We start from the raw sequence: 26,105 nt of genomic DNA, 5'->3' as shown, positions 1-26,105 counted from the left end.
ATGGCAGATTTAGTAGTAACCAGGAAAAACTTCGTTTTCCAGTACCGGGGCGGCGCTAGCCTGTCGCTGGGCGCCAGTACCACGCCCTGGCAAAGCAACGTGCTGCGCCTCTACCGCGAGTCCAGCGGCCAGGCCACGGCCCTGCAGAGCTACGCAGGCGCCTACGGCGGACAGACGGCCGGTGGTTCCGTTACCACGCTCGTTCCGGGCTACTGCTACCGCATTATTGTGGGGCTGTATGACGGGAGCTGGAGCATCCCCGATAGCGTGCTGGTGGACAACATTCCCATCAACGGCGGCAGCTTACCTGGTAACGTTAAGCTGCTGAGCACCCTGGGCATCGTTTCCGACGCTGACCTCTCGATGCACCCGACCACGACGGGCAACGACCAAACGGCCAAAATAGCCGCCATTCTCGACGGGCTCGACCACAACACGATGACGCTGGTCATCAACGACTGCGCCTTTTCAACGGACCGCCTTGTCGCCTCCTCGAACCTGGATTGGCTGAATATGCCCAACTGCGGGGTGGTGCAGCGGGTGGGCGTCGCCGAGTCACTGCTGCAAAACAAGAACCCGGCTTACGCGCGGGGTACAGCTCCTATCGTCAGCGATAAGAACGTGACTTTCCGCGGTGGCATCTTCAACGGCAACGGCCGCGACGCCAATGGCAACTTGCTGCGGCCCATTGCGGCCACCAATACGGGCTTTTGCAGCGCCTACTACTTCCGCGGGGTAGATAACTTCTCCATTCGGGACTGTGAAATTCGCAACGTTGCCAGCATCATGGGTAGCATTGCCAACTTCACGAACTGGCTGTTGAGCAACGTGCAGTACAAGCAGAGCCCTACCATCAAGCCAGGCCAGCTCTGCATTGACGGACCCAAGCACATGGGCCCTTACGCCAACTGTATCGTTCAGGACTGCGTTATTGATAACAAAGGGGATGACCGAGGTTCGTGGTGCGCAGTGGACGGATACTTCCCCACGCCGGGCCACAACAACGGCGTAGCCGACTGCTACGACCTATACGCCTGCTACGGTGTGGGTACCAACACCATTATCCGGCGCAATTATTTCCCCGACGGTCCCGTGGGGCAGCACGGGCTGCGCTTCTTAGACGTGGGCCAGGGCTTAAACGGCATACTGATTGAAGGCAATACCGGTAGCTGTGGCGAGTTTGTGGCTGTCTTCGACCGCTTTACTGCGAGCAGCTGCTTTTATGCGGGCGGCTCGACTACGGCCACGTTTAACGACGTAGTCATACGCAACAACTCGTTTTCCGTGCAGCAGAATGCCACGGTAAATCCGTACGTAAAATACCAGGCTAACATTAGTGGTATAGATGGGGCGGGGATATTCTTGCAGTGTGTGTCCAACAGCTTCACGTTGGAAAATAATTTTATTGCCGGGTGCAATGCCAGCAACTACCCCGCCCTACTACAAACTGCGGATAGTGCCATAGCGAGCCTGCGCGGCAATAATTTTGCAGTGGACGGCATCAGTTCGCCCCTTACGGCCTGCACGCTGCTGGGCACCATTACCACTAAAACAGGCAATCTATTTGGGGTAACGGCTGCCAATGAGGTGGACATTACCACCGGCCTGATTTGCAACTATAAGTTTTCCGACCTCAACGACAGCGGGCCATTCGGCTTGGCCCTTACGGCGTTCAAGGGGGCCGCGGTAAACGCGGGCGCCCTGCGGCTCTCGCACGCCAGCGGGCAATATGTGCGCCGCCAGCACCAAAACCCTGACACCCTGACTAACGGCTTTACGGTAGCGGGGCGGTTGACCGTCGGGCCCAATAACGGCGGCAGCAGCGACACCACGCTGACGCTGGGCAAATTCAACACTGACCATGGTCAGGTCTTGCTGGCCTTTTTTCGCGCCAGCACGGCCAGCAGCACGACGGGTCAGTTCAAGGCCTTCTCCACCGATGCTAACGGCAACATAAGCGTCTTAACTGGCCCGGTAAAAGACTATGCGGGCAAAACGGTACCCGTTGCGCTTCGCTTCGACAAGAATAATTTCTGGATGAATTTGGAGAAGGGCAACAACATTGGCGTCGCCCAAACCAGCCTACTGGCAGACGACTCGGCCCTGGACTGGACCTTTGGCAGCGACCAACGCCACACCCTGACCTGGGACGGAGCCCTAGATGATTGGTACGTCTTCAACCGCCCCTTGAATGACAATTCCCTGGCGGCGCTGCCCATTTATTCGCCCATTCCGGCTAGCTCCGGGGGCGGGGTAACGGCGTACACGATAGAGGAAACGGACGCAGCCTTTACCGAGTCGGGCACCTGGGCCAAATACGACACGAGTGCTGCCTACGCCGGCAGCTGCCGCTACTGCAACGATAACGGGGGCTATTATCAGTTCACCATGCCGAGCGGGGGCTACAGCAACGTGACGCTGCAAGGCTACGGCGACGAGTACGCCGCCACGTTCGACGTGTACGTGAATGGCACGAAGACAACCAGCGGCACGTGCAACACGGGCAGCGGGGGCGGGGCCAAGGAAATAATCTACGTGAGCCTGATGGGCCTTAATGACGGGGACGTGGTGAAAATTGTCAATACCAGCGGCACGGCCCTGATTCGGGACGAAGCAGTGTTTAGCTAATTCACTTGCCTGGCGCGGCAGGTAAGGCAATCGGTTTGCGCTCGGCCAACGCATTAGTCAGCTTATCAAGCAGCTGATTGGTGCGTTGGCCGAGCGGTTTGGCCAGGCGTTTTTCGACAGCTACGTGAATAGTCCAAGCCAGCAGCAATAGCCCAGTCAGCAGCCCAGCCAGTAGCACATAGCGGTTGACACTGTAGCCCAGGTGCTGGTAGATAACGTAGCCAATAGAAGAGTGCACCAGGTAGAGCGGATACGTAAGCGCGCCACAATAACTCAGCCACTGGTAGCGGCTCAAGTCGAAATACCGCTTTATCAGGAGCCAGAAAATCATAAAAAAACCGGATACCGCTGCTATACCTACGCCCACGGAAAAATCGGGGTCCTGAAAAACTGTGCGGCCTTGTACCATATCTAATCGCACGCTTCGCAAGGTTAGCAAATAGGCGCCTGCTAGTAGTGCGTAAAGCACACTAGCGCGAAAAGCCTTGGTTTGCAGCAAGTAGAATACCATGCCGGCAATGAAATACGGTGCGTACTTAGGGAAAAATAGTTGGAAAAACGGCGAGTCCACGTTGCCGGCCGGCCCATTGAATGCACAGTACGCCAGCCAAATAGCCAGCACCCAGGGCAAGTAGGAGAACAGCCGCCAGCCGGCTAGCACCGCTATCAGGAAATAAAAGCCGATTTCTACTGTCAGCGACCAATACGCCGAATCCAGGTCCTCGACCCCTACAAATCCGTGTAGCATAGTCATATTCAGCGCATACTCGCGCACGGAAACATCGAGTGAGCTAGACCAACCCACCGACCCCGGCGCTGGTCCCCAGATGCGTACTACCACGAATGTTAACGTGCAGGCCACCCAGAAGGCAGGGTACAGCCTCGTCACCCGCGAGATAAAGAATTGTCGTACTGTTTTGCCCTGCGCAGACATGAGTACCACGTAGCCGCTGATGATAAAAAACAGCTGTACTCCCAAAAAGCCGTATTTCGTAATCGGCCCTAAGGCAGGATAATTAACAGGGCTAAAATTCCCTTGGTGATAGCTGCGGTAAGTGTAATGGTAGAATACTACGCTCAGCGCTGCCAAAAAACGCAATAAATCAATTTCGTAAAAACGTACGGGCAATTTGCGAATTTCAGGCTCCATATATATAAAGTAAGCTGCAAACTTACCCTTAAATGTTTTTAAAGGGGTAAATCTGTTTGCGGCTGCTTTATATAATCCGTCTTTTTGCTTGCGTCAAATCCCTAGCCAAAGCACTTGACAAGCAAGACAAATACTGCTAGTATGCCCAATAATAGCCAAGGCAAAAAATTGCTGTCTTTGACCTTGTTTGGATTTCTGCGCTTCTTCCGGCGCCGCGTGCGGCTGATAATACCCAATGTGCTCATGGCATAAAGGTCGGCACTAGAAAAGCTTCGCCCCACCCGGCGGGGCTTTTTACTGCCTATTAGCACCCTAGGGCGATTTGAGCAAAATCAGCTCGGCAGGAATGACTTTTATGTGCTTATTTTAAGCATTATTTTAGTCATTCGCTTTCCTGCATGCTCCCGCTCGACTGCAACGCTAGGCGCCCCCGGCACGGGCGTCCCCTGTTCCCGTGTTTGCTCGCCCTGTTGCTGCTGGCGGGCCACCTGGCCCTCGGGCAGGACTACACCTACGTCGCCGGCCAGAACCTGGGCCTGTTCGAGGGCCGGCAGCTGCGCGCGGGCGAGTCCCTGCTCATTCCCAAGGGGGTGACGGCGTACTGTACGTTTCAGGTAGTGGGCCCCGGCGTGCGCATCGTCAACGAGGGCACCTGGCACCCCTCCCAGGGCGCCCTGGAGTACGGGGCGCAGCTGCTCAATGCCGGCACGCTGGAGGCCACCTTCCTCCAAATCAACGAGGGGCTGTTTGTCAACCAGGGCCAGGCTACCTTCCAGGACGTGCCGGTCGCCGCCAAGGGCCGCCTGACCAACACCACCACGGGCACGCTGGTCGTTACCAACCTCTTGCAGGTGGCCGGGCAGCTGCAGAACTGCGGGCAGTTGCAGGCGCGCAACTTCGGCTACTACTACGACGGCGTAGAGATTCCCTGCACCCAGGTGCCCTTGCCCGTCACGCTGCTCGCCTTCACGGCCCGCGCCGTGGGCCACGGGGTGCTGCTGGAGTGGCGCGTGGCCTCCGAGCTCAACGCCGCCCGCTACGAGGTGGAGCGCAGCGCGGATGGGCGGCAGTTCGCGCCCATCGGGCAAGTGACCGCGCGCGGGGCCACGGCCTACTCCTACCCCGACCAGGCCAGCCCTGCTGCCGTCTACTACCGCCTGCGCAGCGTGGACACGGATGGCCAGGCGGCTTACTCGCCAGTTGTCGCCCTGGCCGGCCCGGCCCTGGTGCGGCGCAGCTACTACAACCAGCTCGGCCAGCGGTTGGCCGGTCCCGGCCCCGGCTTTTACGTGGAGGTCGCCGAGTACGACAACGCGGCCATCGAGCGCAAGAAGTACGTCGGCCAGTAAGCCCTTTCTCCTTCCCCCTACCCGCTACGTGCTCACCTAGCCCCAACGCCCGCTCATGGCGAATGAACTGGAACAAACTGCTTACGCCCGAGGGGCTGCTAGACACAGCCATTGGGGCGGTGCTGGTGCTGCTGGGCATTTACAAAAAAGAAGCCCAGGAGGGCTTCAAAGCCTTTTTCGCCTGGTGCTGGACTGGCTTGCTGGGCTGGCTCAGGCGGTTGGTGCACCGCGGGGCCGGGCAGGAGGCCGCCCTCAAGGAAGTAGAGGCCATGCTCACGGCCAATATGCGCGGGCTTACCACTTTGCTGCTGCTCATTCAGAAGGACTACAAGCCCGACCGGGTGAGCATCACCGAGTACGAGGTGTGCTCCGATGGTTCCGCCCACGTGACGTGCGTGGTGGAGGTACGGGAAGCGGAGATGCAGAGCGTGACCGACCTGCAGGCCACGCCGCTGCCCAAGCCCCTGTGGCTGGAAATAAGCCGCATACCCTACTTGCCTGGCAGGGCCCTGTATGTGCCGGATGCCCGCACCGCCGACAGTGCAGCAGTGCAGGCTGCCTTGCTCGCCTCGGGAGCCTGGTCGGCCTACTACCAGGTGATGCCCGACCCGAAGGGGGAATACCAAAAGTTCACGATGCTGGCCCTGAGCTGGCAGACCCAGCACGCGCTCACGGCCGCCGACCTGCACGACTTACACAACTCTGGCGTCACCTGTGCCACCGTGCTTTTGACGCGCTCGCAAGCCCAGCAGCTGAAAGCCACCTTGACCGGCTCGGCCAGGTAACCTTCTGGCTGCTGGTGCTGGCCCTCGGCGGCGACGTGCTCTACTTTCTTTTTGGCTAATTCTAACCCCCTCTTTTTCTGTATGATGGATTTTCGCGACATTGCCCTGGGCCTGCTGGCCATTATCGGCGTGCTAGCCGTGCTGGTATGGCACCTCTACTACCGCCTGGGCCAACTCAAGGCCCGCGTAGACCCGAGCCCCGCCCAGGCCGCCCGCGCCTACCTAGCCCCCGAGCCGACGCCAGCCGAGCTCGATTCGGCCAGCCCTGCGCCCTGCACGCCCTGGGGCCGCGTGCGCCAGGTGCTACGGCGCTGGAACTGGGTCTACTTGGGCGCCGGCGCGCTCTACGGCTTCGTAGCCCTCTTCAATTGGCTGGTGACCTCCGCCGCCGAGCGTGCCGCCCGCAAGGCCGCCGCGGCGGGCAGCAGCCTCTCCGAAATTGCCAAGGAGGCCGCCGGCGCGGCCGCGGCGGAAAGCGCCAAGGTGGTTGACCCCTCGCTGGTGCTGCTCAAGCTAGCCGTGGCCGTGGTGGTATTCTGCCTGATTATGGGCCTCGGGTGGGGCGCACTCAACGCTGCTATGCCGGTGGTGCCCGATTGGGCCAAAGGCGACTACAGCGACCCGGCCCGCGCCGCCGCCGTGGGGCTGGAGACGCCGGTGGCCGGCTTTAAGCGCAGCTTCCTGCGGCAGGGTGACCTCGACCGGGTAAAGCTGCTGCTGGGCTTCTTCGGCCTATTTGTGCTAGCGGCGGGCATCAGCGTGTGGGCAGGCTTTAGCGTGCAGTAGCCATGAAAAAGCTCTTGCTACTAGCCTGGCTGCCATTGCTACTCTGCTTCACAGGCCAAGCCCAGCCGCGCCGCGACCCTAGGGTGCAAGCGGCTACTCTCGACTGGCTGCGCGCCCGCCTGGGTGTGCGGGAAGCAAGCGGCCGCAATGATGGGCCGGCCGTGGCCGCCATCATCAAGGCCGGCGGCGGGGTACCCGCTCAGCGCCCGGAGTGGTGTGGCTTTACACAGGCGGCCAACCAGCGTGCCCACGGCCTGCCCATTCCGGCCGCCGGCATGCAGGGAGCCGCGCGGTGCTGGTTTACCGATGCCACGGGCAAGGTGCTGCTACCTCGCACCTTCTACCATGTGGGGCGGCGTGGAGTGCTCGACAGCATTCAGCCCGGCGACCTAGTAGGCTTTGCCTGGCGGCCCTCGGTCATTATTCACCACGTCACCCGCGCCGACGAGCGAGTAGCACCGCTGCGCAAGGGCCGGCCCCCTAGGGGCTTCTACTGCCTAGGGGGCAATGAGGGCCGCGGCGCCAAGGCGGGCCTGCACCGCACCTTCTACTTCGCCACCGCCGTCACGGCCGCCGCCCGCTGGGACTACAAATAGCCTTGCCGAAGCATCTCTACCGCCCTACCCTGCCCTATGCTTCAGCTCTTACTCACCGGCTTTACAAGCTGGCTTCGCCGCCCCAGTACCTGGATTCCGCTCCTACTCGCCGGGCTCATCATCGCTTCCAGCCAGGCCGTGACCACCTGCCACACCCGGCCCGCCGGCATGCTGACCAAGCGCGAGCAGCGCCAGCAGCAGGCCCAGCAGGACAAGGCCCTGGCCGCCGCCGCCGCTTACCACCAGCGGGCCACTAGCGCAGAGCACGCCGCCAGCACGCTACGCGCCGCCGCCCGGGCCTACGACGATTCCGCCACTTACTACGCCCGCCATGCGCACCCTGTATCTACTCCTGCTGCTGACTCTAGCGGCCTGGCCCAGTTTTGGGCAACGCTCTTTGGTCGATAAGCTGCCGACCCGCCCCGTTTGCCTGACCGTGCCGCAGCAAAACCAGGTGCGCGACAGCCTGCTAACCCTCGGGGCGCTGCGCGTATCCATCCACCAGCAGCAGGGCGCTTGGCGCAACGCCAGCCACCTCTACAACTGGGCACTGGATTCACTAGATGTAGCCTACCGGGCCAGCCAGCGCGGGGCAGACAGCCTACGGGTGGCCTACGACGGCAGCCAGCGGCAGCTCGCCAGCCAGACCCAGAAAACGGCCATGTACCGCGCCCGCGCCCACCGCAAGGGCGTCGTCAACGCGCTGCTGAGCGCGCTGCTGGCCGGGCTGCTCTACAGCCGCTTCAGCAGCAGATAAGGCCCTTGGGCGGGGGCAGGCTCTGCCCCTACTCACTTCCCGAAAGGGCGGGCGTATGGCCCGCCCTTTTTCGTGCTTTTAGTAGCGTACTTTACGCATAATTATGGGAAAGCCAATCTCACTCGAAGAGTTCTTCGACCCCAATTTGGGCTCGGGGGCCCAGCTGCTGGCCGAGTTCACGGCCAGCATCCAGGGCCTTTCGCGCAACTACCGCAATTTTGCCAAGAACCTGGAGGCCGACGGCGGGCGGGTGAAGGCGGCGCTGGCCGACATCTCCACTCAGGGTGGGCAGCTGGCCGGGCAGATTGGGGCCATCAACATGGCCAGCGAGCAGGAGCGCGTCGTATTCGCGGCCCTGAACGCCCAAATCGTGGCCCTGCGCGGGGAGCAGCAGCGCCTGCAGCAGCAGCTGGCCGAGCAGGCCAAAGCGCAGCAGGTGGTCAACGACGCCACCAAGCAGGCGCAGAGCGCCAGCCGGGCCCTGCAAAACGAGCTGCGCGAAGCCTACAAGAGCGGCGACACGGCCCGCATCACGGCCGCGGCCACCGCCATTCGCACGGCCAAGACCGAAACCACCGCCCTCTCGCAGGCCCTGCGCGGTACCAACTCGGAACTCACCGCCGCCCGCGGCAGCTACGACGCGCTCGATGCCCAGAACAAGCGCCTCATTGCCACGCTCAAGGCGCTCGACGGGGGCCTAGGGGGCAACGAGCAGCGGGTGGCGGCGCTGCAAAACCAGATTGCCCAGAATACGGCCAAGCTGAAGGCCTACGATGCCCAAATAGGCATCTTCACCCGGTCGGTGGGCGACTACAAAGGGGGGTTTGCAAGTTTAGTGCAGGAACTAGCCAAGGTGCAGGCCCAGCAAAATGGCCTCAATGCGGATTCTCAACGCTACCAGCAATTGGAGCAAAAACGCATCGGCTTTCTGACGGCTGCCCAGAAAGCGGCTGCCCAGGCGGGGTTGAGCTACGAGCAGGCCAACAGTCAAATCGAACAGTACACGGCCGCTATCAACCCGACCGTCAGCAACCTAGTGCGGCTGGAGAAAGCCCAGCAGGACGTAGCCAAATCGGCCGGCACCGATTCGGAAGAGTACCGCAAGCTCGGCTTTCAAATTGCCAGCACGAAGAAGGAACTCGACAGCATCCCGGCCAGCACCGAGAAGGCGGGCGGTGGCTTCAAGCAAGTAGCCGAGCAGTTAGGCTTCAGCAAGCAGGGCCTTACGGGCGCTATCACGCAACTCGGCGTGGGCCTGATTGGGGTGCAGGCCATCCTGGGGGGCGTGTCGGCGGCCTTCAGCACGGATGCGGAGTTTCAATCGGCGCTGAGCAGCCTCTCGGCCCTTACCGGCGCCGTGGGCGAAGACTTGCAGTTCATGGCCGACCGGGCCGAGGACCTAGGGCCCAAAGTCGGCAAGAGCGCCGCAGAAGTTCTCAAGGCGTTTGAGTTAGTAGGCTCGGCCCAGCCGGCGCTGCTCGACAGCAAGGAGAACCTGGCAGCCGTCACCGAGCAGGCGCTGCTGCTGGCCGCGGCCTCAAAGGAAGAGCTGCCCGCGGCCGCCGAAGCCCTCACGGGCGTAATGAACCAGTATTCTGCCTCGGCCCAGGAAGCCGGGCGCTACGTGAACGCACTGGCCGCCGGGGCCAAGGAAGGGGCGGCGACCATTCCCCAGACGGCCGAATCGCTGCGCTACTTCGGGGTAAACGCAGCCAGCGCCAATATCTCGGTGGAGAAGTCGGTGGCCCTTATTCAGCTGCTAGCCGAACGTAGCATCAAGGGCGAGCAGGCCGGCACCCAACTGCGCGCCGTGCTGGCCAAGCTGGCCGCCGGCGCCAAGGACACCAACCCGGAGGTGGTGGGCCTGAGTACGGCACTGGATAATTTGGCCAAGCAAAACCTGACGACGGCGCAGTATACTAAGCTCTTCGGGCTGGAGAATGCCAACAGCGCCAAGCTGCTCGTGGCCAACCGGGCCGAGGTGGAGCGCCTGACGGTGGCCGTGACGGGCACGAGTGCCGCCAACGAGCAAGCGGCCAAGCAGCTCGACAACATCAGTACCGCCGGCAGCCGCTTTGGGGCGGTGGTAAAGAATATCATCATCAACAACCTGGACGGGTTGAGCCGGTCGCTGGGCGCTACCCTGAACCAGTTTTCCGCCCTGCTCAGCAAGCTCACTGGCAACACCAAGTCGGTGCAGGAGAATACGGCGGCCACGGCAGCTAACGGCCTGGCCAACCAGCAGGCGGCCAGCACGGCCCAGGCCCTGCTGGAGCGCTACCAGGACCTCACGGCCAAGGGCGTGAAGCCGGCTAAGGATGGGAAGGGCGAACTGAACCTCATCACCTTGCAGCTGCGCGACAGCCTAGGGGAGAGCGCGGCGGCTATCGACAAGGAAACGGGCCAGCTGGTACTCAACGAAGCCGCGACCAAACGGCTGATTTCGCAGAAGCTGTTGCTCAGCAACCAAGCCGTGTCGACGCTGGTGTTGGAAGCTGATGCCCTGAAGGCGCAGCAGCAGCAGGAGCAGTTGAACATTAAAGCCCTGGAGCAGCAAATCAGTACCCGCGAGAAGCTACTTGGCATTACAGCCGAGCAGGCGCGGGCCCAGGCCGACGACTTCGCCAACAACATGGGCTACGGCGAACTCAGCGCGGGCGTCGAGCAGCTGAGCCGGGCCCAGATTGAGCTAGGCGCCACGCGCGGCAAGCTGGCCCAGCTGACAGCCGACTATAATACCAAGCTCGATGGCCTGGCCAAGCTCAATGCGCGCGCGGCCTACGAAACGGGCCTTTTCGCGGGCGTTACCAATCAGGCAGCGCAGGCACAAACCGGGCTGGGTGCGGCGGCGGGTGGCGCGGAAGTCATTCTCGACCGCGCGGCGAAGGCCCAGGCTGAGCAGCGCCGGACTAGCCTGGCCGGCCAGCTATCCGATACCCAAAAGCGCATTGACGACCTGAAAAAACTGCAAACTGAGCAGGGCAAGCTTTTCGATGATAAGCAACTCTCGCCAGAAGTATTTCGGGTTTCGGTGGCCACGACGCAGAACCAGATTACGGCGCTGGAGCGGCAAGCTGCGGCTACGCGCATCGCCATTCTGCGCACGGAGCGCGATGAGAAGTTGATTGCCATTAACGACGAAGCGATTAAGGCAAAGCGGGCCAAGGGCGTGAGCGCGGCCGAACTTACGGACATTGAGCAGGCCGCCGCCATCAAGCGCCTAACGGTACAGCAGCAGTATGGCCGTGACGTACTTAAAGAGCAGCAGGCTTTGCAGGATAAGCTGGAAGTGAAACCGCTGGAGTTTAAGGCGCCCAAGATTGATATCGACCAACTTACGGCCGACCTCATTCCTCGCGTCAAAACTTATAAAGACAAGGTAGACGAAATTCTACATGCTGGCGACGCGCAAGAATCGCTACTCTCGGGCCAGTTGGTGCGTGGTGAAATCACGCAGAATCAATATGACAGGCGTAGTCTGGCAAATAAGAAAAAGCACACCGACGAGATTCTTGCGCTGGACAAAAGCTTTCACCAAACCACGATTGAAGACCAGATTGCTGCGAATAAAGACATTCTGGAACGACAAAAGGAATCCGATAGCCAAAGCTTAGAGCAACGCAAGCAATCGGCAGAGCGCACCAGAGCTATTATCGATAAGGTAGCGGAATATGCGCAGTTTGCCGAGCAGAGTTTCTTCCAAATCAAGGGCAATCTTATTGATAAGCAGATTCAGGACGAGAACGCAGCCTATGAGAATAGCATCAAAGTCGCAGGCGACAATGCGGAGCTAAAAGAGAAAATTGAAAAGGACCACCAGAAGCGCCTGGCTAAACTCAATTACGATAAAGCGAAAGCCGAACGGGATGGGGCTCTTTTCAGCATCGCTATCAACACGGCCGCGGCGGTGGCAAAGGAAATTGCGACCTACACGTTTGCGGCTGCCCTGCCATTCATTGCGGCCGACTTGGCCCTAGGGGCAGTGCAGGCGGCTGTCGTATTAAGTAAGCCCCTACCCCAGTACTTCAAGGGGCGCGAGGGCGGCCCGGCCGAACTGGCCATCGTTGGCGACCGGGGGCCCGAACTCTACGGCCAGGCCCGCACTGGCCTGAAGCTGGCTACCAAGCCAACTGTGGTGCAGCTCCAACAGCACGACGTGGTATACACTGCACCCGAAACCCGGAACATCCTGGCTCAACAGGCGCAGGCGGTCGAGCGTATCCAGTACCGCACCCAGCAGACCGACTTGCAGCGCACTACCGAGCGCATCCAGCGCGGGGCCGCTCAGCAGCAGGCCGCAGCGCTGCTGATGCAACGGGCTGATACGAACGCGCTGCTTATCGAACTACAGCAGGTGCGCCGGGCCATTCAGGAACAAGAGTATAACCGACTGAATGAGCAAGGAGACCTTGTGCGTCGGATAGAGGCTGACAGACAGCGCCGTGATATTATTAATAAAAGGCACCGGCCTAATTCTAAAGCTTAGATGCTCTACGACGAAGCGCATCACTTGCTGCCGCTGCTTCTGCTTTCTTGACTAATATTTCTTCTTGCTCAAGCTGCTTCGTTTTTATTTTATCAGAAATAGTAAGGGAAGAAAATAATGTTTTCTGGCAATTTTTATCACGTGTATTGCCAAAATATATCTCTGCTTCAATCAACCCATTAAACCATCACTCAAAAAAACTTTCATCATTATATGCCACGGTACGCCCAGATAGTTTATAAACACATTTGGTTGCACTTTTCAGGCTTGACACAACTGGAACGCCGTATTTCGCTTTAAATAGCTCGGGCAAATCATCTAGCCTTGATGTGTAGATTTTAACAAGCTTACCATTATAGATAGTAAGTGACAATTCGTTTATTTTAATGTCACCAACAGTAAACTCTGGCAAGTAATAAACGATAGCATGTTTAGATGGACTTGCTAAATAGGAGGCGTCTGAATATGTGTCTTCCGATTCATAAGGAATTCTAAAAGCAATTATGCTATCTCCAGCCTCGCGTTCAGGGTGCAAACTGTAGCTTTCCTGCAGTGAAATACCGGCCCTAAGGCAAATTTTAGATAGGTCTGCTTCGGTGGTTTCGTTAATCAGGAATGGTCCTATACCCAATAAGCTTGGCACTTGCCTATGGGTGGTAGCCATCTTTTGGGCTTGGCCCCAGGAAAGAAATGGCAGTAGCAGCATGAATAATAGCTTTTTCATGCCTGCCAAGATAGGTGACAAGCCAAAAGCCCCGACCAAATGGCCGGGGCTTGCTTATTTCTGGCTACGCTTGTAATATTCCTGGCTACCCTCCTGCGCATCGGGGTCGCGGAAATCAGCGTCGTAATCAGGCTGGGCTCCCTCATCATAGTCGGGCTCGCTACTGTCGCTGTACTCGGCTTGCGCGCCCTCGTCGTAGTCAGGGTCGGCCGTATCGTAGTCAGGTTCAAAGTCGGGGTCGGGTTTGCGGTCGGGCTTGGCCATAGCGGAAAAGAGACTTGTTTCTGCTAATTTAAGTAGTCCCAATAATATTGGCAAACTAGCGGGCAGCAATCCAGATAGGTAAGCTTAACCGTAGGTCGGGCGCTATAGGCTTTCCGTGCTCTATTAAACAAACTCCAAAGCCCCGACCAACCGGCCGGGGCTTTTCATTGCCCCTAGCTGCTAGACCTTTTGGCAGGCTTTGCACGCGTACTGTTTGCCAAAGGCGTTTCGCTTGCTGTTCCCAAAATCAGCGAAGGGCTTAATCTGCTTGCACTTGCTGCATTTTCGTAAGCCTTGCTCCCCTAGGGCCTGGCTGGCCGCCAGCTTACCCACGGATTTGATACCTAGTTTTTGCAGGTAGCACGCCTTGCAGCGGTGATGGTTTTTATAGTAGGCCGTGAGCGGCTGGGCCACCAAGCAAACCGGGCAGGTTTTGGCGCTGAGCTGCCCCTGCTGGCGTATGCCGAACTGCTCCAGGTGCTGCGCGGCGCGCTGCTGCTGGTAGGCCACCAGCGTCGGGGTGCGGCTCGTCTTTTTGCCCAGCGCCAGGTCCAGCGAGTGGCTTTCGGCCCAGGTGCCCACCTGGATATTGGCCACGCGATTATCCAGCTGGTTTTTATTGCGGTGCATATAAATCTGGTCGGGGTGCTGCTTGGTCAGAAAGGCGTTGCCCACCAGCAGCATGATGGCGTAGGAGTTCTCCAGGCCGTCTTGCCGCAGCCCCACCGTCGTAAAGCCCTGCGGATGAAAACTCAGGCGCCGGATGCGGGCGCGCACGAAGCGACCCAGCCGGTCGTGGCGGGCGAGTGACTTGATGCGACCGTAACTGGACACCTGGTAGGCCCCCTCGTAGCCCCGAATGTCGCGCCACTCCTCCCCGTCGATGTCGGCCAGGTCCGTATCAAGCCAGGGCGTAAGGATTCTGTGCTGTTCCACTAGGATAGCGTATGAAGGGCTAGTTGCCGACGACCCTACCGGTGTCGGTAAGCGCAGTAGGCAGTATACTGCCAAACCTTTCCTAACGACTAAGCACCCATGAGCTTCTACGCCTTCCGCCTGCTCTCGCCCGTGGTGCAAGTGTACTGGGTGCTCAAGTACGGCACCTTTCTGGCCCAGCGCTGGGAAAGCCAGGGTGGCGTCAACCTCTACCACTGCGCCGACGAGGGGCGCGGCTTCTTTGTGGAGGTGGGCATTGAGGATGATAAGCCGATGGTGCTGCGCAGCTTCGTGAGTGCGGTGCCGCTGGAGGATTATAGCCACTATGTGCGGCTGCCGGACCTGCCTTAATTATTGAGTAGCGAGTTTACCAGCTGGTCGCCCTGCACGTGCTGCTCAGGCGTGGCGTGCGCAAACCAGCGCAGCTTCCAGCTTGTGCCGTTGTAGATGAGCCAGAAGTCGCGCTGCTCCTCCAGGCCTAGGGCCGAAAGGGCAGTTAGCAGTTCGGCACGGCGCGGGTTCTCGACTGGGGTGGGCATGAAATATACAAGAGTATCATAGCTTAACTGAACCCGAGAAATTAGAATTATTTTGTAGCTTAATCATTTACGTGAGTAACTACTACTGGATATGCAATTGCTCCGCCGTCTAACTTTCTAGCTGGACCAACGAATCTAAACATGCCAATGCTTTGCATCAAGGATTCACCTTCAACCTCAGTTCTCATAAGCTGGTTTTCAAGTTTACTGTATGCAGTATTCATAGAATGAATCAATTCAGTTAATCCATAAATAATATCATCAATATCAATACTTGAAAGCACGAAGTCGCCATTGCCACTTTGCTCATAAGCTAACAATGTTAAATTGTGAATACCCGTGCGACCGTAGTACATATCAGTAATATCTTGATTAATATTTATTATAATGCCACGACCTTCTCCTCTCATAGAGCCTCCCTTATGGAAAAAGGTAATAACAGTATCTTCATTCTTCTCTTTGTATCGCCAAGTAAAATCTCCTAATACAGATTCTCCATTTTCATCCTTTAAAAAAAGGCTTGCTACCAATTTATCCAAGTTTTCATAAGCATGTGCAAATCTAGTGACGCGTTCGACCCTTTTTAAAGCATTATCTTTGAATATAATGCCCATAGATGCGTTCAGATTAAACATCTTATGAGAAATGTTTATAACATTCCAAATATTAATAATAGCTGAATAAACGTCTTCCATTTCAGTTTCAGTGCCTTGACCTAATTTTATCATTACACGCTCCAATTCATGAGAAGTTTTTTGTAAATCCAATGCAAGAATTATAAATCTTTCGTTAGCTATTGAATTTTCTTTAGTAACAAATGAATAGGTTGCTCGCACGAATGCCGAGTCCATATTAAAATTAAATCGCAGCGACATTGCTAAGGGTTTTAAGTTTACTTCTACTTTAGAGCAATAATTTATTGCTTTTCGAGAGGCAATTCTGCATCATACCACTGCCCTAGCACCTGCTGCCAAGCCGCCAGTAGCGCCGGCGCCAGCTGCCGGGCGTGGTCCTTGGCATACACATCGGTCACATCCTCGTCAGCGTGGCCTAGCAGCAGCTTCGCCAGCGACTTGTTGCCGCTGGCCTGCTTGATGAGCGTAGCGCCCGTGTGGCGCGCTGTGTGGGTGCCGATGACCTGCCAGACCAGCCGCCAGTGGCTAATGGCCTTGCCGCCCGAGATGGTGCGGTCGTCGAACTCACGGGTGAGGCCAGCGGCGCGCGCCACCTCCTTCATCAGCTGGTTGCGCACGATGTGCGTAGCCGCCGGGAACTGCCAGTTGTAACGCTCCCCTAGGCGCACGGCCAGCGGCGGCAGGGGCACGAGCGTATCGCTGGCTGTCTTGCCCTGCGCGTGGTTGAGCGCCGGCACCACCTTTCCGTCGGCCAAGTAGAGCGGCGTGCGCTGGCGAGGGTCTAGCTTGGCCATGTCCTCGTAGCGCCGGCCGCAGAGCAGCTGCAGCACCCAGCGGTCGCGCTCGATGCGGTGCGCTTCACTCGGCGGGCGCAGGGCCAGCAGGGCCCACAGCTCGGGCACCTCCAGGTCCAGCTGCGGCGCGTTCTTGGCCGAGTACTCCAGCCACTTGTGCTCGCTAGGCAACCCGAGGGTTTCGAGGCAGAATTTGATGGCGCGCAGGTGCACCTTGATGGTCGCGTCGGCCTTTTGCAGGTCCAGTAGGTGCTGCACGTATTCGAGGGCCACACCTTGAGTGACGGCCGCCGGCCGCAGCTCGGGCCGCCACTGCTCCATCCGGGTGGCCATCTGGTCGTACTTGCGCAGCGAAGCCACCCCTAGGTTGCGGTTGAGCTTCTTCCATTCCTCCAGCACTTCGCGGAAGGTGCGCAGCTGGGCGGGCTTGCCGCCGGCCTCCGTAGTCCCCTCGGGGAAGAGGGCGGCCAGTAGCTCGACCTTCGGCACGGGCGTGAACGGGGCCGCGTCGAACAAGCCGTTAAAAACGGTGGTGATGCGCAGCTCCCAGGCCGAGAGCCGGGCGTTGATAGCGGCCGCCTGGTCGTTGCCCCGCTGTACCCAACCCTCATCGGTCCAGAGTACTTCCATCTTACCCGCCTTACCCGGCCGGCTGAGCGGCACCATCTCGCCCGTGGCAAAGAGAAACTCCTGCCCGTGCCAGCGCACGATGGCCCGCACGGGGCACAGCCCTTGCTTGTTCTGCTTCTCGCGCCGGGGCTTAAAGCTGACCGTGATTTTGCGCTTGTAGGCGGCAGGGGCGTACACGGGGCGGGTGGGTGGACGGCCGGGTGGCCGCTTTTGGGGTCGGTTTTCTACTAGACTTCTTCCTACTTCATCACACTTCGGCCCTGAAAAAGAGCCCGCAAGTGGCTTAGAAACAACAATACCCGCCTGTTTAGGGCGGGTAGAGTCTTGTTTAAGCGCTCCCTCCTGGGCTCGAACCAGGGACCCTCTGATTAACAGTCAGATGCTCTAACCGGCTGAGCTAAGGAAGCTAATAAGTCCGAAACCGGCGCTTTCGGGCTGCAAAGATAGGAATAGCTTTTTTGATAAAACAAGCCTAGGCCGCATTTTTTTGCATAAATACTGCTTAGTTCGTGATTGTCAGCAGGCTACCGCTGAGGCTGGTAGCGTATTGGCGCAGGGGGCGGGCCGAGGGGCCACCTGTTACCTGGCCTTGCAGGTTGAACTGGGAGGTGCAGCAGGAGTCGCGAAAAAACAGCCGCGACGACCGGTCGAGCGTAACGGTGGCGCAAGCATCAAGCGGCTGGTAGGGACAGTTGCGCTCGAATGCCGTGTACGTGGTAGCATTCTGGCGCACCACGTAAATGCCCTTAATGCCACCGTGGCCGTTGGCACTACCGGGCGGAATGGCCACCACGCCGTTGTCGAAGCGCAGGGCCTTGTTTTGCTGGTCCAGCAAGTCGAGCTGCACATTAACGGGCACCGTAGGGATGAGCGGCTGCGTACCCGTTCCCGAATTGCAGGCAGCCAGCATTCCCGCTGCTAGCACCCCTAGCCAACTAAAGCGCATACGCAAGTATCGTAAGTACGCTGCTCCAACGCGCGCCGCGCCGTCGTAGTTTGCCGGGCCGTTATTTCTTGAACAGCGAATTAACAAAGGTGTGGCGGTCAAATAATTGCAGGTCGGTCATCTTCTCCCCTACCCCGATGTAGCGCACCGGGATGCTGAACTGGTCGGAGATGCCGATAACTACGCCGCCCTTGGCCGTGCCGTCGAGTTTGGTGATGGCCAGCGCCGTTACCTCCGTGGCGCGGGTAAATTCCTTGGCTTGCAAAAAAGCATTCTGGCCGGTGCTGCCGTCGAGCACCAGCAGCACTTCCTGCGGCGCATCGGGGATAACCTTCTGCATCACGCGCTTGATTTTGCTTAGCTCATTCATCAAGTTCACTTTGTTGTGCAGGCGGCCGGCGGTGTCAATTATCACCACGTCGGCGCCCAGCTCCACACCCTTCCGCACAGCGTCGTAGGCCACCGACGCAGGGTCGGTGTTCATGCCGTGGCTGATAACGGGCACGCCCACGCGCTGGCCCCACACGATGAGCTGGTCAACGGCGGCGGCCCTGAACGTATCGGCCGCCCCCAGCACTACCTTCTTGCCAGCGCTGTGGAAGCGGTGCGCCAGCTTGCCGATGGTCGTGGTTTTGCCCACTCCATTCACGCCCACCACCATGATGACGAAGGGGTGGCCGGGGGTATCGGGCCGGTCCAGGATGGCGCGCGAGCCGGTGGTGCCAGCGTTGCGGTCGAGCAGGTCGGCAATTTCTTCGCGCAGAATGCGGTCCAGCTCGGTGGTGTTCACGTACTTATCGCGGGCTACGCGCTGCTCAATGCGGTTGATAACCTTCACCGTGGTATCAATGCCCACGTCGGCGTGCACCAGCAGGGTTTCGAGGTCGTCGAGCACGGCCTCATCCACGGTGCTCTTGCCCACCACCGCTTTGCTAAGCTGGTCGAAGAAATTGGTTTTGGTTTTTTGCAGGCCAGCATCAAGCGCCTGCTGCTGCTCCTTATTTTCCTTGTCCTTCTTAAAAAAGTCGAAAAGTCCCATAGCTGCTGGTTAATAAAGAAGAACGTTCGGCCGTTGGCTGGCCGTACCACACGAAAAAAGTCCCACGAAGGCGGGACTTTTTCATTATTAAACATCAAGGAAGGCTAGGGCCTAGCCCTTGAGGGCGTCCTGCACCTTGTCAACGGGCACCATTTCCTCGCGGAAGGTATAGGCACCGGTTTTCTCCGATTTCACGGCGCGAATCACCTTCGCCCAGTCTTTGCCGGTGGCAGTTTTCAGCGTAGCAACTACTTTCTTAGCCATAGCGCAGGTTATTTAATCTCTTTGTGAACGGTCATTTTACGCAGAATCGGGTTGAATTTCTTCAACTCGATGCGCTCGGGGGTGTTCTTACGGTTCTTGGTGGTGATGTAGCGCGAGGTACCCGGCATTCCCGAGTTTTTGTGCTCGGTGCACTCCATGATAACCTGCACCCGGTTTCCTTTCTTGGCCATGGCGGGTAGGGGGAATTAGTTTTCGAATTTAGGACTGCAAAGGTACGGCTTTTTCAGCGAACCGCAAAACGCTGCTAGCCTGCCTACTACGCCCCTAGGGCGGGTGGCACCAGCTTTCAGCAGCAGCGCCGGAACCCGGCTTTCGGGTAGAAAGTCAGGTTTCGGCGCTGTGGCAGGCCCGAAAAAGTTACCCTTGGTAAATTTAGTAAACGATGAAGCCCTGCTCCTTGGCCTTCTTCAAGGTGGCCATGATGCCATTCTTGTTGATGGTGCGGATGGTGGAGGCAGCTACGCGCAGCGTTACCCAGGCGTCTTGCTCCGGGATGTAGAAGCGCTTCTTTTGCAAGTTGGGGTAAAACTTGCGCTTGGTCTTGTTGTTGGCGTGCGATACGTTGTTGCCTACGCGGGTACGCTTGCCGGTCAAATCACAAACTCGAGCCATGATATCGTTGGGTTAGATGATGCTACTACGAAACGGGCCGCAAAGATAGGGAAAAATGGTCGGAATGTAAAAAACGTGAGAATGTGAAAGATGTGGGAATGTGTGAAATGTGCGGATGTAAGCAACAGCCACCCCCTGCGAAGCAGCCTACGTTTAGCTCCTTTTATACACTTCTCCATCTTTCACATTCTCACATTTTTACATTCCGACCATTTTTCCAGGGGCAGTGCCGACAGCCGCTGCCGCAGCAAAAGCCGCGGCGCAGGTGGTACTGCTCGGTGAAGACGAGGTAGCCCTCAGGCGTGTGGTAGGTATCGCCGGGCTGCAGGGGCAGCTTAGCGAAGGCGGCGAAGCGCGGGTCGGGGGCGGGCATGGGCGGCGGGCTAGACTGGGGGCGGTGGCACCCTAGGGCAGCCGTTTTCGTTAAGGCGGTGGCAGCGCTTGCGCCCGCCCAGCTGCAAAGCTCGCGCCGCCCGGCTTTATTCTTGGTCTTTATTCCTTGCTCCACCCGCCTATGTCTGCCCTCGCTCCTACCCTCTCGACCCGCGCCGAGCACCTGATGCAGCTCGAAGACCAGTACGGTGCCCACAACTACCACCCGCTGCCGGTGGTGCTGAGCCGGGGCCTAGGGCCCTACCTGTGGGATGTGGACGGCAAGCGCTACTTCGATTTCTTATCGGCCTATTCGGCTGTGAACCAAGGGCATTGCCACCCGCGCATTATTGCGGCGCTCACCGAGCAGGCCCAGCGGCTTACGCTCACGTCGCGGGCTTTCTTCAACGACCGGCTGGGGCCGGCCGAGCAGCAGCTTTGCGAGCTGTTTGGCTACGACAAGGCGCTGCTAATGAATTCGGGGGCTGAGGCCGTAGAAACGGCCCTCAAGCTAGCCCGCAAGTGGGGCTACCAGGAAAAGGGTATTGCGCCCAACCAGGCGCGCATTGTGGTGGCCGAGCACAACTTCCACGGCCGTACCACCGGCATCATTTCCTTCAGCACCGACGGGGAAAGCACAGGCGGTTTCGGGCCCTTCGTGCCGGGCTACCAAGTGGTGCCTTACGATGACCTGGAGGCCCTAGGCGCCGCCCTGGCCGACCCCCGCGTGTGCGCCTTTTTGGTTGAGCCCATCCAGGGCGAGGCGGGCGTGGTGGTGCCCCGCGCGGGCTACCTGGCGCAGGCGGCCGCGCTGTGCCGCCAGCACCGCGTGCTGCTCATTACCGACGAGATTCAAACCGGGCTGGGGCGCACCGGCCGCCGGCTGGCCGCCGACTACGAGGGCGTGCGGGGTGACGTGCTGATACTGGGCAAAGCTCTCAGCGGCGGGGTGCTGCCCGTGTCGGCGGTGCTGGCCGACGACGAGATAATGCTCACCATTCAGCCCGGCCAGCACGGCTCCACTTTTGGCGGCAACCCGCTGGCCTGTGCCGTGCTGCAAGCGGCGCTCGATGTATTAGAGGAGGAACATTTGGCCGAGCAGGCATTTCAGTTGGGCGAGATTTTCCGGGCTGAAATGCGCCATGTGCAGGCCGAGCGGCCCGAACTGGTTGAGCTAGTGCGCGGCCGGGGCCTACTCAACGCGGTGGTTATCCGCCCCACGCCCGACGGGCGCACCGCCTGGGACGTATGCCTGGCCCTGGCCGAGCGCGGCCTGCTGGCCAAGCCCACCCACGGCGACATCATCCGGTTTGCCCCGCCGCTGGTGATTTCGGAAAGTGAGCTGCGCGCGGCCTGCGCGCTGATTAGCGAGGTTTTGCGCGGGTTTTAAGCGCGGGCGTACCCACCGGGCCGGCGGGCACGTACTAGGCGCAGCGCGCTGGCCGGCTGGCCGGGGCGCCGCGCTTTTTGCTCATGAAAAAACTCTTCCTTGCCCTTCCCTTTTTGCTCGCCGGCTGCCAGGCCGAACGCGTAGCATTTCAGTTTCAGCCAGTAGCGCCCACTGCTACCCCGGGCCCGCGAGCTACCCAGGCAGCAGTGGCTACCAGTGCCGCTCCGGCACCAATTGAAGCACCGGCGGCGCTCAGCCAGCCAGTTCTAGCCGAACGTCTAGCGGGTTCGTCGGCGCCTAGTCCAGCGCCGCAGCCCAGGCACCCGGCAGCTGCCCGCACCGCGATGGCTCCGCAGCCTCTAGCCCCCGAAACACTGCCTACGCTTAGCCCAGCCGCCGCGCCCAGCCGCCTGGCCGGGGCTGGCCGGTGGGTGCTGCGGCCGCTGCTGCGCCAGCGCGCCACGGCCGGCCCGGCCCACACCACCGAAAACGGCCTCGGGGGAATTGCGCTGTTTTTTCTTGCCGTCGTGCTGGGGCTGCTGGCGGGCCTAGGGGCGCTGGTGAGCGTCATCTTCGGCACGGGCTTTTTCACGGGCGTGGGCTTTGCGGCAGCGGGGCTGCTGGTGCTGTTTCTGCTGTATAGCCTGCTAAGCGGGGGCAAGAAGAAAAGCAAGCCGGCGAAGTAAGGCGCGGCGCGGGGTCTAAATCTTTTCGGCCCCAGGGCGGTTAGCCTAGCTTTAGCTTTGACTGCCTTTTTGCTTTCGCCTTATGCCGATTATTCCCACGAACCGCCCGCGCCGCAACCGCAAAAACCAGGTAATCCGCGACCTAGTGCAGGAAACGCGCCTCACGGCCCACGATTTTATCTACCCGCTCTTCCTTATCGAAGGGCAGAATCAACGTTTGGAAGTCAAGTCGATGCCGGGCATTTACCGCCACTCGGCCGACCGCGTTATCGACGAGGTAGGGGCGGCCGTGGCCCTAGGCATCCACACGTTTGCGCCGTTTCCGAGCATCAGCGATGCGCTGAAGGACCCGCTGGCCCGCGAATCGGCCAACCTGGATGGGCTGTACCTGCGGGCAGTGGCCGACATCAAGCGCCAGTTTCCGGACGTGGTGCTGATGACCGACGTGGCGATGGACCCTTATAGCTCGGACGGGCACGACGGGGTGGTGAACCAGGAAACGGGTGAAATTCTCAACGATGCCTCGCTGGAAATACTAGGCCAGATGGCCCTGGCCCAGGCCCGCGCCGGCGCCGACATCATCGGGCCCAGCGACATGATGGATGGGCGCGTGGCCTGGATTCGGGATGTGCTCGACAGCAACGCGTTTCAGCACGTGAGCATCATGAGCTACACGGCTAAGTACGCGTCGGCCTTCTACGGCCCGTTCCGCGACGCACTGGACTCGGCCCCCAAAAAAGGCGATAAGAAAAGCTACCAGATGAACCCCGCCAACCGCCGCGAAGCCCTGCGCGAGCTGGCCCTCGACGAGCTGGAAGGCGCGGATATGGTGATGATTAAGCCCGCCCTGAGCTACCTCGACATCATTCGGGAAGTGAAAGACCACACCACCCTGCCCGTGACGGCCTACAACGTGAGCGGCGAGTACGCGATGATAAAAGCCGCCGCCCAAAACGGTTGGGTTGATGGCGAAAAAACCATGATGGAGGTGCTGCTGAGCATCAAGCGCGCCGGCGCCGATGCCATCCTCACCTACTTCGCCAAGGAAGCGGCCGAGGTGCTGCGCCGGGGCTAGAGCGTTGACTGTGAAAATATAGGGAATGTGGACGGTGAACTCTACCATATCCGCCAAATGACCCACGACTTGACCATTCGCCGCGCTACGCCCGCCGACCTACCCGCCGTAGTAGCGTTAGTGCAAGCCGTGGTGCCGCTAATGAACGCCGCCGGCAATTACCAATGGACTAGCGAGTATCCTAACGAAGCGGTTTTTCAGCAGGATATTGCCCTAGGGCAGTTGTGGGTAGCCGAGCAGACCGGCACCGTAGTGGGCATTGCCGCTATTACCCAGGACCAGGACCCCGAGTATGCCGACGCCGACTGGGACGCCGCCGAGCCGGCCGTGGTGACGCACCGGCTGGCCGTGTCGCCCGCCGCGCAGGGCCTAGGGGTGGCTCAGGCGCTACTGGCGGAGGCCGAAGCCGAAGCGCGCCGCCTAGGGCTGCACACCCTGCGCGTAGATACCAACTCGGAAAACGCGGCCACGCAGCGGCTGTTTCCCAAGCTCGGCTACCGCTTCGCGGGCGAAATAAAACTGGCATTTCGGCCGGGGCTACGATTCTTCTGCTACGAGAAGCGGGTGGACTAGCCAAGCCCATATTTTACTTCATGACTGATTTGCTCCGCTTAGGCCTGGTAGTGCTGCTGCTCGGCCTGGGCATGGGCTACAGCGCGCGGGCGGGCAAGCTGACTACGGCCGCCGTGTGGGTGGGCGGCGCCCTAGGGCTGCTCATCTACCTGGGCAGCGGCTTCGGGGGGCTGGCGCAGCTGGCTCTGTTTTTTGGCTTGGGCACGGCCGCTTCCGGCTGGCGCGTGGCCGATAAGCGCCGCCTGGGGCTAGCTGAGGAAAACCGGGGCCGCCGCACGGCCGGCCAGGTAGTGGCCAATGCGGGCGTGGCGGGCGTGCTGGGTTTGCTGGCGTGGCAGTGGCCGCCCGCCGCGCCACTGGCCTGCTTTATGCTGGCCAGCAGCTTTGCCGCCGCCACCGCCGATACCCTGGCCTCGGAGCTGGGCAACGTGTATGGCCGCCGCTACTATAATATCCTCACCCTGCGGCCCGATGCGCGCGGCCTCAACGGCGTGGTGAGCCTGGAAGGCACGGCGCTGGGGCTGGCGGGCAGCGCCGTGCTGGCGGCGGCGTACTGCCTAGGCGCTGGCTGGGGGCCGGCTTTTGGGTGGCTGCTGGTGGCGGGCACGGCCGGCAACCTGGCCGACTCGGTGCTGGGCGCCACGCTGGAGCGGCGGGGTTACCTAAGCAACAACGCGGTCAACTTTCTCAATACCCTAACCGGCGCGCTGGTAGCGGGGGCGCTGGGGCACTGGCTGCCCTAGGGGGTAGGTGCTGGCTAAAGCACCAGCGGGCTGACAGCGGCCGGGGAACCCCTAGGGGACTGCCACCGGCGGCACCTGCCAGAAGGCGGCTGGGTCGCTGGTGGTGTGCGTGGTGAAGGTGACGTCCTCCTTGGGGTAGTGGTGGGTACGGGTGGCGGGCCCGCTCCCTAGGGCCGCCTGGGGCAGCAGCTGCAGGTACTCGTAGGTGCGGCCGGGCTGGCGGGTTTCAAAGTCGTACTGGCTGGCCACCGGAATCTCCAGCTTATAGAGGTTTTTGGCCATGTACGAGTAGAGGTATTGCTCCTTGGTGGCGCTTTGGCGGTGGTTCCAGTTGGCGTCGGGGTTGAGCAGCAGGGGGCGGCCGTCGAGCAGGCGGGCGCGCACCTCCTCAATGCCCAGCAGCGTGCCTTGCTCGTTCATCACGTAGGCATCGTTGGTGGGGTCCATCCATACCCATTTGCGCAGACTGGGGGCGTATACCACGTTGATAACGTGGCAGTCGGGGTCAAGCGTGTCCTTGGGCAGGCAGGTTACGAAGTGCGACTGGTAGCCCATGGCCAGGTACACCTCGTTGAGCACCGTGGCCAGGCCCCGGCAGTTGAGGCCGCGCTTGTCGCGCTGGCACACGGTCAGCAAATCCTGGGCATTGCGCGAGGCGGGGTTGCCGTGCTGGCCGTCGTGCGGCACCTGGTTGTGCACCCAGTGCAGCAAATTGATGAAGCGGGCCACGTCGCTTTGCTGGCCGGCCACCGAGTCGAGCTTGTAGCGCTGGCGCAGGGCGGCCAGGTGGGGCTCGGCGGCGGGCTGGTAGGTGTAGGCGGGCAGTGCGGCGCCGGGGCCGGGGGCGTAGGGCCCGGCTTGCTTCAGCACGTAGAGGTAGTCGCCGCGCTCGCGCAGCACGGCCAGCTGCTGCTGAAAGCCCGGATTAGTGCGGATGTAGTCGAAGTCGGTATCGACAGTAGCGTGCTGGTAGTCGCGCCAGCCGGCGGCCACAGCCTGCCCGAAGCAGCGCACGGCCGGGTCCGCCTGGTGGGCCAGCGAGTAGTAGCAGGCCTCGTTGTAGTAAATATTGGGCAGGCGGTTTTGAAACTCCGCCTTTTGGGCCGCGGGTAGCTTGGCGTAGGCGCGGTGCCAGTCGCCATACATTTTGAGGAGCTGCGGGTACTGGTGCGCCTCACTCAGCTGGCGCCGCTGCAACTCAAACTGGCTGTCGTAGGTGGCAAATGTTTCTTTGGCGGGCGCTTTTTGGGCCTGCCCGGCCAGGCAGCACCCTAGGAAAGCAGCGGCAAACAGTAACCGACGGAGCATAAGAGAAAAGGTGAAAG

Annotated in this window: 29 protein-coding genes and 1 tRNA gene; 14 read left to right on the top strand and 16 right to left on the bottom strand. The window is 60.0% G+C overall.

All coding sequences use genetic code 11. The features are described from left to right. On the top strand, positions 1 to 2,628 hold the full coding sequence (locus tag HHL22_RS20530) for a hypothetical protein (RefSeq protein WP_169533247.1): 2,628 nt from the start codon (positions 1 to 3) through the stop codon (positions 2,626 to 2,628). A 1-nt stretch (position 2,629) separates the two neighbouring features. Here the strand turns inward: HHL22_RS20530 and HHL22_RS20525 are convergent, their stop codons facing one another. Then, on the bottom strand, positions 2,630 to 3,778 hold the full coding sequence (locus tag HHL22_RS20525) for an acyltransferase family protein (RefSeq protein WP_169533246.1): 1,149 nt from the start codon (positions 3,776 to 3,778) through the stop codon (positions 2,630 to 2,632). Positions 3,779 to 4,236: 458 nt separating this feature from the next. On the opposite strand from HHL22_RS20525, the gene HHL22_RS20520 reads away from it, so the two are divergent. From HHL22_RS20520 to HHL22_RS20490, 7 genes are all read left to right on the top strand, one after another. Then, the gene (locus HHL22_RS20520) at positions 4,237 to 5,127 is read left to right on the top strand and encodes a hypothetical protein (RefSeq protein WP_169533245.1); all 891 of its coding nucleotides are present in this window, start codon (positions 4,237 to 4,239) and stop codon (positions 5,125 to 5,127) included. Between the two features lie 62 nt (positions 5,128 to 5,189). Beyond that, positions 5,190 to 5,912 carry a hypothetical protein gene (locus HHL22_RS20515; protein WP_169533244.1) on the top strand — a complete coding sequence of 241 codons (723 nt, stop codon included), beginning with the start codon at positions 5,190 to 5,192 and terminating at the stop codon, positions 5,910 to 5,912. 81 nt (positions 5,913 to 5,993) lie between these two features. Next, positions 5,994 to 6,698 carry a hypothetical protein gene (locus HHL22_RS20510; protein ID WP_169533243.1) on the top strand — a complete coding sequence of 235 codons (705 nt, stop codon included), beginning with the start codon at positions 5,994 to 5,996 and terminating at the stop codon, positions 6,696 to 6,698. Between the two features lie 2 nt (positions 6,699 to 6,700). Then, complete coding sequence (locus tag HHL22_RS20505) at positions 6,701 to 7,294, top strand: hypothetical protein (protein ID WP_169533242.1); 594 nt, start codon at positions 6,701 to 6,703, stop codon at positions 7,292 to 7,294. Between the two features lie 36 nt (positions 7,295 to 7,330). Further along, a complete protein-coding gene (locus HHL22_RS20500) occupies positions 7,331 to 7,702 on the top strand; it encodes a hypothetical protein (protein ID WP_169533241.1) in 372 nt (123 codons plus the stop codon). After that, the gene (locus tag HHL22_RS20495) at positions 7,626 to 8,051 is read left to right on the top strand and encodes a hypothetical protein (protein ID WP_169533240.1); all 426 of its coding nucleotides are present in this window, start codon (positions 7,626 to 7,628) and stop codon (positions 8,049 to 8,051) included. Before HHL22_RS20500 ends, HHL22_RS20495 begins: the two co-directional genes overlap by 77 nt. 103 nt (positions 8,052 to 8,154) lie before the next feature. After that, positions 8,155 to 12,537: a phage tail tape measure protein gene (locus HHL22_RS20490; RefSeq protein ID WP_169533239.1), complete on the top strand. Its 4,383-nt coding sequence runs from the start codon at positions 8,155 to 8,157 to the stop codon at positions 12,535 to 12,537. Here HHL22_RS20490 and HHL22_RS20485 read toward each other — a convergent pair. The 4 genes from HHL22_RS20485 to HHL22_RS20470 all read right to left on the bottom strand — a co-directional run bounded on the left by HHL22_RS20485 (position 12,527) and on the right by HHL22_RS20470 (position 14,461). Then, positions 12,527 to 12,712, bottom strand: a complete 186-nt coding sequence (locus HHL22_RS20485) for a hypothetical protein (protein WP_169533238.1) — start codon at positions 12,710 to 12,712, stop codon at positions 12,527 to 12,529. The two genes, HHL22_RS20490 and HHL22_RS20485, sit on opposite strands and share 11 nt — an antisense overlap. 12 nt (positions 12,713 to 12,724) lie before the next feature. Further along, positions 12,725 to 13,261: a hypothetical protein gene (locus HHL22_RS20480; protein WP_169533237.1), complete on the bottom strand. Its 537-nt coding sequence runs from the start codon at positions 13,259 to 13,261 to the stop codon at positions 12,725 to 12,727. A gap of 54 nt (positions 13,262 to 13,315) precedes the next feature. Continuing rightward, the gene (locus HHL22_RS20475) at positions 13,316 to 13,525 is read right to left on the bottom strand and encodes a hypothetical protein (RefSeq protein WP_169533236.1); all 210 of its coding nucleotides are present in this window, start codon (positions 13,523 to 13,525) and stop codon (positions 13,316 to 13,318) included. Between the two features lie 180 nt (positions 13,526 to 13,705). Then, the gene (locus HHL22_RS20470) at positions 13,706 to 14,461 is read right to left on the bottom strand and encodes an NUMOD4 domain-containing protein (RefSeq protein ID WP_169533235.1); all 756 of its coding nucleotides are present in this window, start codon (positions 14,459 to 14,461) and stop codon (positions 13,706 to 13,708) included. Between the two features lie 99 nt (positions 14,462 to 14,560). Here HHL22_RS20470 and HHL22_RS20465 point away from each other — a divergent pair, with 99 nt between their 5' ends. Next, complete coding sequence (locus tag HHL22_RS20465) at positions 14,561 to 14,812, top strand: hypothetical protein (RefSeq protein ID WP_169533234.1); 252 nt, start codon at positions 14,561 to 14,563, stop codon at positions 14,810 to 14,812. Here the strand turns inward: HHL22_RS20465 and HHL22_RS20460 are convergent. The 10 genes from HHL22_RS20460 to HHL22_RS20415 all read right to left on the bottom strand — a co-directional run bounded on the left by HHL22_RS20460 (position 14,809) and on the right by HHL22_RS20415 (position 20,314). Beyond that, the gene (locus HHL22_RS20460) at positions 14,809 to 15,000 is read right to left on the bottom strand and encodes a hypothetical protein (protein ID WP_169533233.1); all 192 of its coding nucleotides are present in this window, start codon (positions 14,998 to 15,000) and stop codon (positions 14,809 to 14,811) included. The genes HHL22_RS20465 and HHL22_RS20460 overlap by 4 nt on opposite strands. Positions 15,001 to 15,059: 59 nt before the next feature. Then, on the bottom strand, positions 15,060 to 15,851 hold the full coding sequence (locus HHL22_RS20455; protein WP_169533232.1) for a hypothetical protein: 792 nt from the start codon (positions 15,849 to 15,851) through the stop codon (positions 15,060 to 15,062). 65 nt (positions 15,852 to 15,916) lie between these two features. Next, complete coding sequence (locus HHL22_RS20450; RefSeq protein ID WP_169533231.1) at positions 15,917 to 17,236, bottom strand: tyrosine-type recombinase/integrase; 1,320 nt, start codon at positions 17,234 to 17,236, stop codon at positions 15,917 to 15,919. Between the two features lie 156 nt (positions 17,237 to 17,392). Then, a tRNA-Asn gene (locus tag HHL22_RS20445) sits at positions 17,393 to 17,466 on the bottom strand. 95 nt (positions 17,467 to 17,561) lie between these two features. Continuing rightward, on the bottom strand, positions 17,562 to 18,005 hold the full coding sequence (locus tag HHL22_RS20440) for a Rieske (2Fe-2S) protein (protein ID WP_241738191.1): 444 nt from the start codon (positions 18,003 to 18,005) through the stop codon (positions 17,562 to 17,564). Between the two features lie 61 nt (positions 18,006 to 18,066). Then, positions 18,067 to 19,044, bottom strand: a complete 978-nt coding sequence (gene ftsY / locus HHL22_RS20435; RefSeq protein ID WP_169533230.1) for a signal recognition particle-docking protein FtsY — start codon at positions 19,042 to 19,044, stop codon at positions 18,067 to 18,069. A 111-nt stretch (positions 19,045 to 19,155) separates the two neighbouring features. Further along, positions 19,156 to 19,308 carry a DUF4295 domain-containing protein gene (locus HHL22_RS20430; RefSeq protein WP_169533229.1) on the bottom strand — a complete coding sequence of 51 codons (153 nt, stop codon included), beginning with the start codon at positions 19,306 to 19,308 and terminating at the stop codon, positions 19,156 to 19,158. Between the two features lie 8 nt (positions 19,309 to 19,316). After that, positions 19,317 to 19,499 (bottom strand): 50S ribosomal protein L33, encoded by a 183-nt coding sequence (rpmG, locus tag HHL22_RS20425; protein WP_133659579.1) that lies wholly within the window; start codon positions 19,497 to 19,499, stop codon positions 19,317 to 19,319. A 202-nt stretch (positions 19,500 to 19,701) separates the two neighbouring features. After that, positions 19,702 to 19,941 (bottom strand): 50S ribosomal protein L28, encoded by a 240-nt coding sequence (gene rpmB, locus HHL22_RS20420; RefSeq protein WP_169533228.1) that lies wholly within the window; start codon positions 19,939 to 19,941, stop codon positions 19,702 to 19,704. 190 nt (positions 19,942 to 20,131) lie between these two features. Further along, entirely contained in the window at positions 20,132 to 20,314 is a 183-nt protein-coding gene (locus HHL22_RS20415; protein ID WP_169533227.1) for a DUF5522 domain-containing protein, read from the bottom strand. A gap of 141 nt (positions 20,315 to 20,455) precedes the next feature. Between HHL22_RS20415 and rocD the strand changes: the two genes are divergently transcribed. The 5 genes from rocD to HHL22_RS20390 all read left to right on the top strand — a co-directional run bounded on the left by rocD (position 20,456) and on the right by HHL22_RS20390 (position 24,780). After that, on the top strand, positions 20,456 to 21,703 hold the full coding sequence (gene rocD / locus HHL22_RS20410; RefSeq protein ID WP_169533226.1) for an ornithine--oxo-acid transaminase: 1,248 nt from the start codon (positions 20,456 to 20,458) through the stop codon (positions 21,701 to 21,703). A gap of 344 nt (positions 21,704 to 22,047) precedes the next feature. After that, a complete protein-coding gene (locus HHL22_RS20405; protein ID WP_169533225.1) occupies positions 22,048 to 22,389 on the top strand; it encodes a hypothetical protein in 342 nt (113 codons plus the stop codon). A gap of 82 nt (positions 22,390 to 22,471) precedes the next feature. Then, positions 22,472 to 23,464 carry a porphobilinogen synthase gene (gene hemB, locus HHL22_RS20400; RefSeq protein WP_195809340.1) on the top strand — a complete coding sequence of 331 codons (993 nt, stop codon included), beginning with the start codon at positions 22,472 to 22,474 and terminating at the stop codon, positions 23,462 to 23,464. A gap of 57 nt (positions 23,465 to 23,521) precedes the next feature. Continuing rightward, positions 23,522 to 24,037, top strand: coding sequence for a GNAT family N-acetyltransferase (locus tag HHL22_RS20395; RefSeq protein WP_241738190.1), 516 nt, complete (start codon positions 23,522 to 23,524; stop codon positions 24,035 to 24,037). 20 nt (positions 24,038 to 24,057) lie between these two features. Then, the gene (locus HHL22_RS20390; protein WP_169533224.1) at positions 24,058 to 24,780 is read left to right on the top strand and encodes a DUF92 domain-containing protein; all 723 of its coding nucleotides are present in this window, start codon (positions 24,058 to 24,060) and stop codon (positions 24,778 to 24,780) included. Positions 24,781 to 24,831: 51 nt separating this feature from the next. On the opposite strand, the gene HHL22_RS20385 is transcribed toward HHL22_RS20390, so the two are convergent. After that, positions 24,832 to 26,088: a TPR end-of-group domain-containing protein gene (locus tag HHL22_RS20385; RefSeq protein WP_169533223.1), complete on the bottom strand. Its 1,257-nt coding sequence runs from the start codon at positions 26,086 to 26,088 to the stop codon at positions 24,832 to 24,834. Positions 26,089 to 26,105: the final 17 nt, after the last annotated feature.

Source organism: Hymenobacter polaris, assembly GCF_012927305.1.
In the GTDB taxonomy this organism is placed as follows: Bacteria; Bacteroidota; Bacteroidia; order Cytophagales; family Hymenobacteraceae; genus Hymenobacter; species Hymenobacter polaris.
This window is presented reverse-complemented; position numbering and strand designations above follow the sequence as displayed.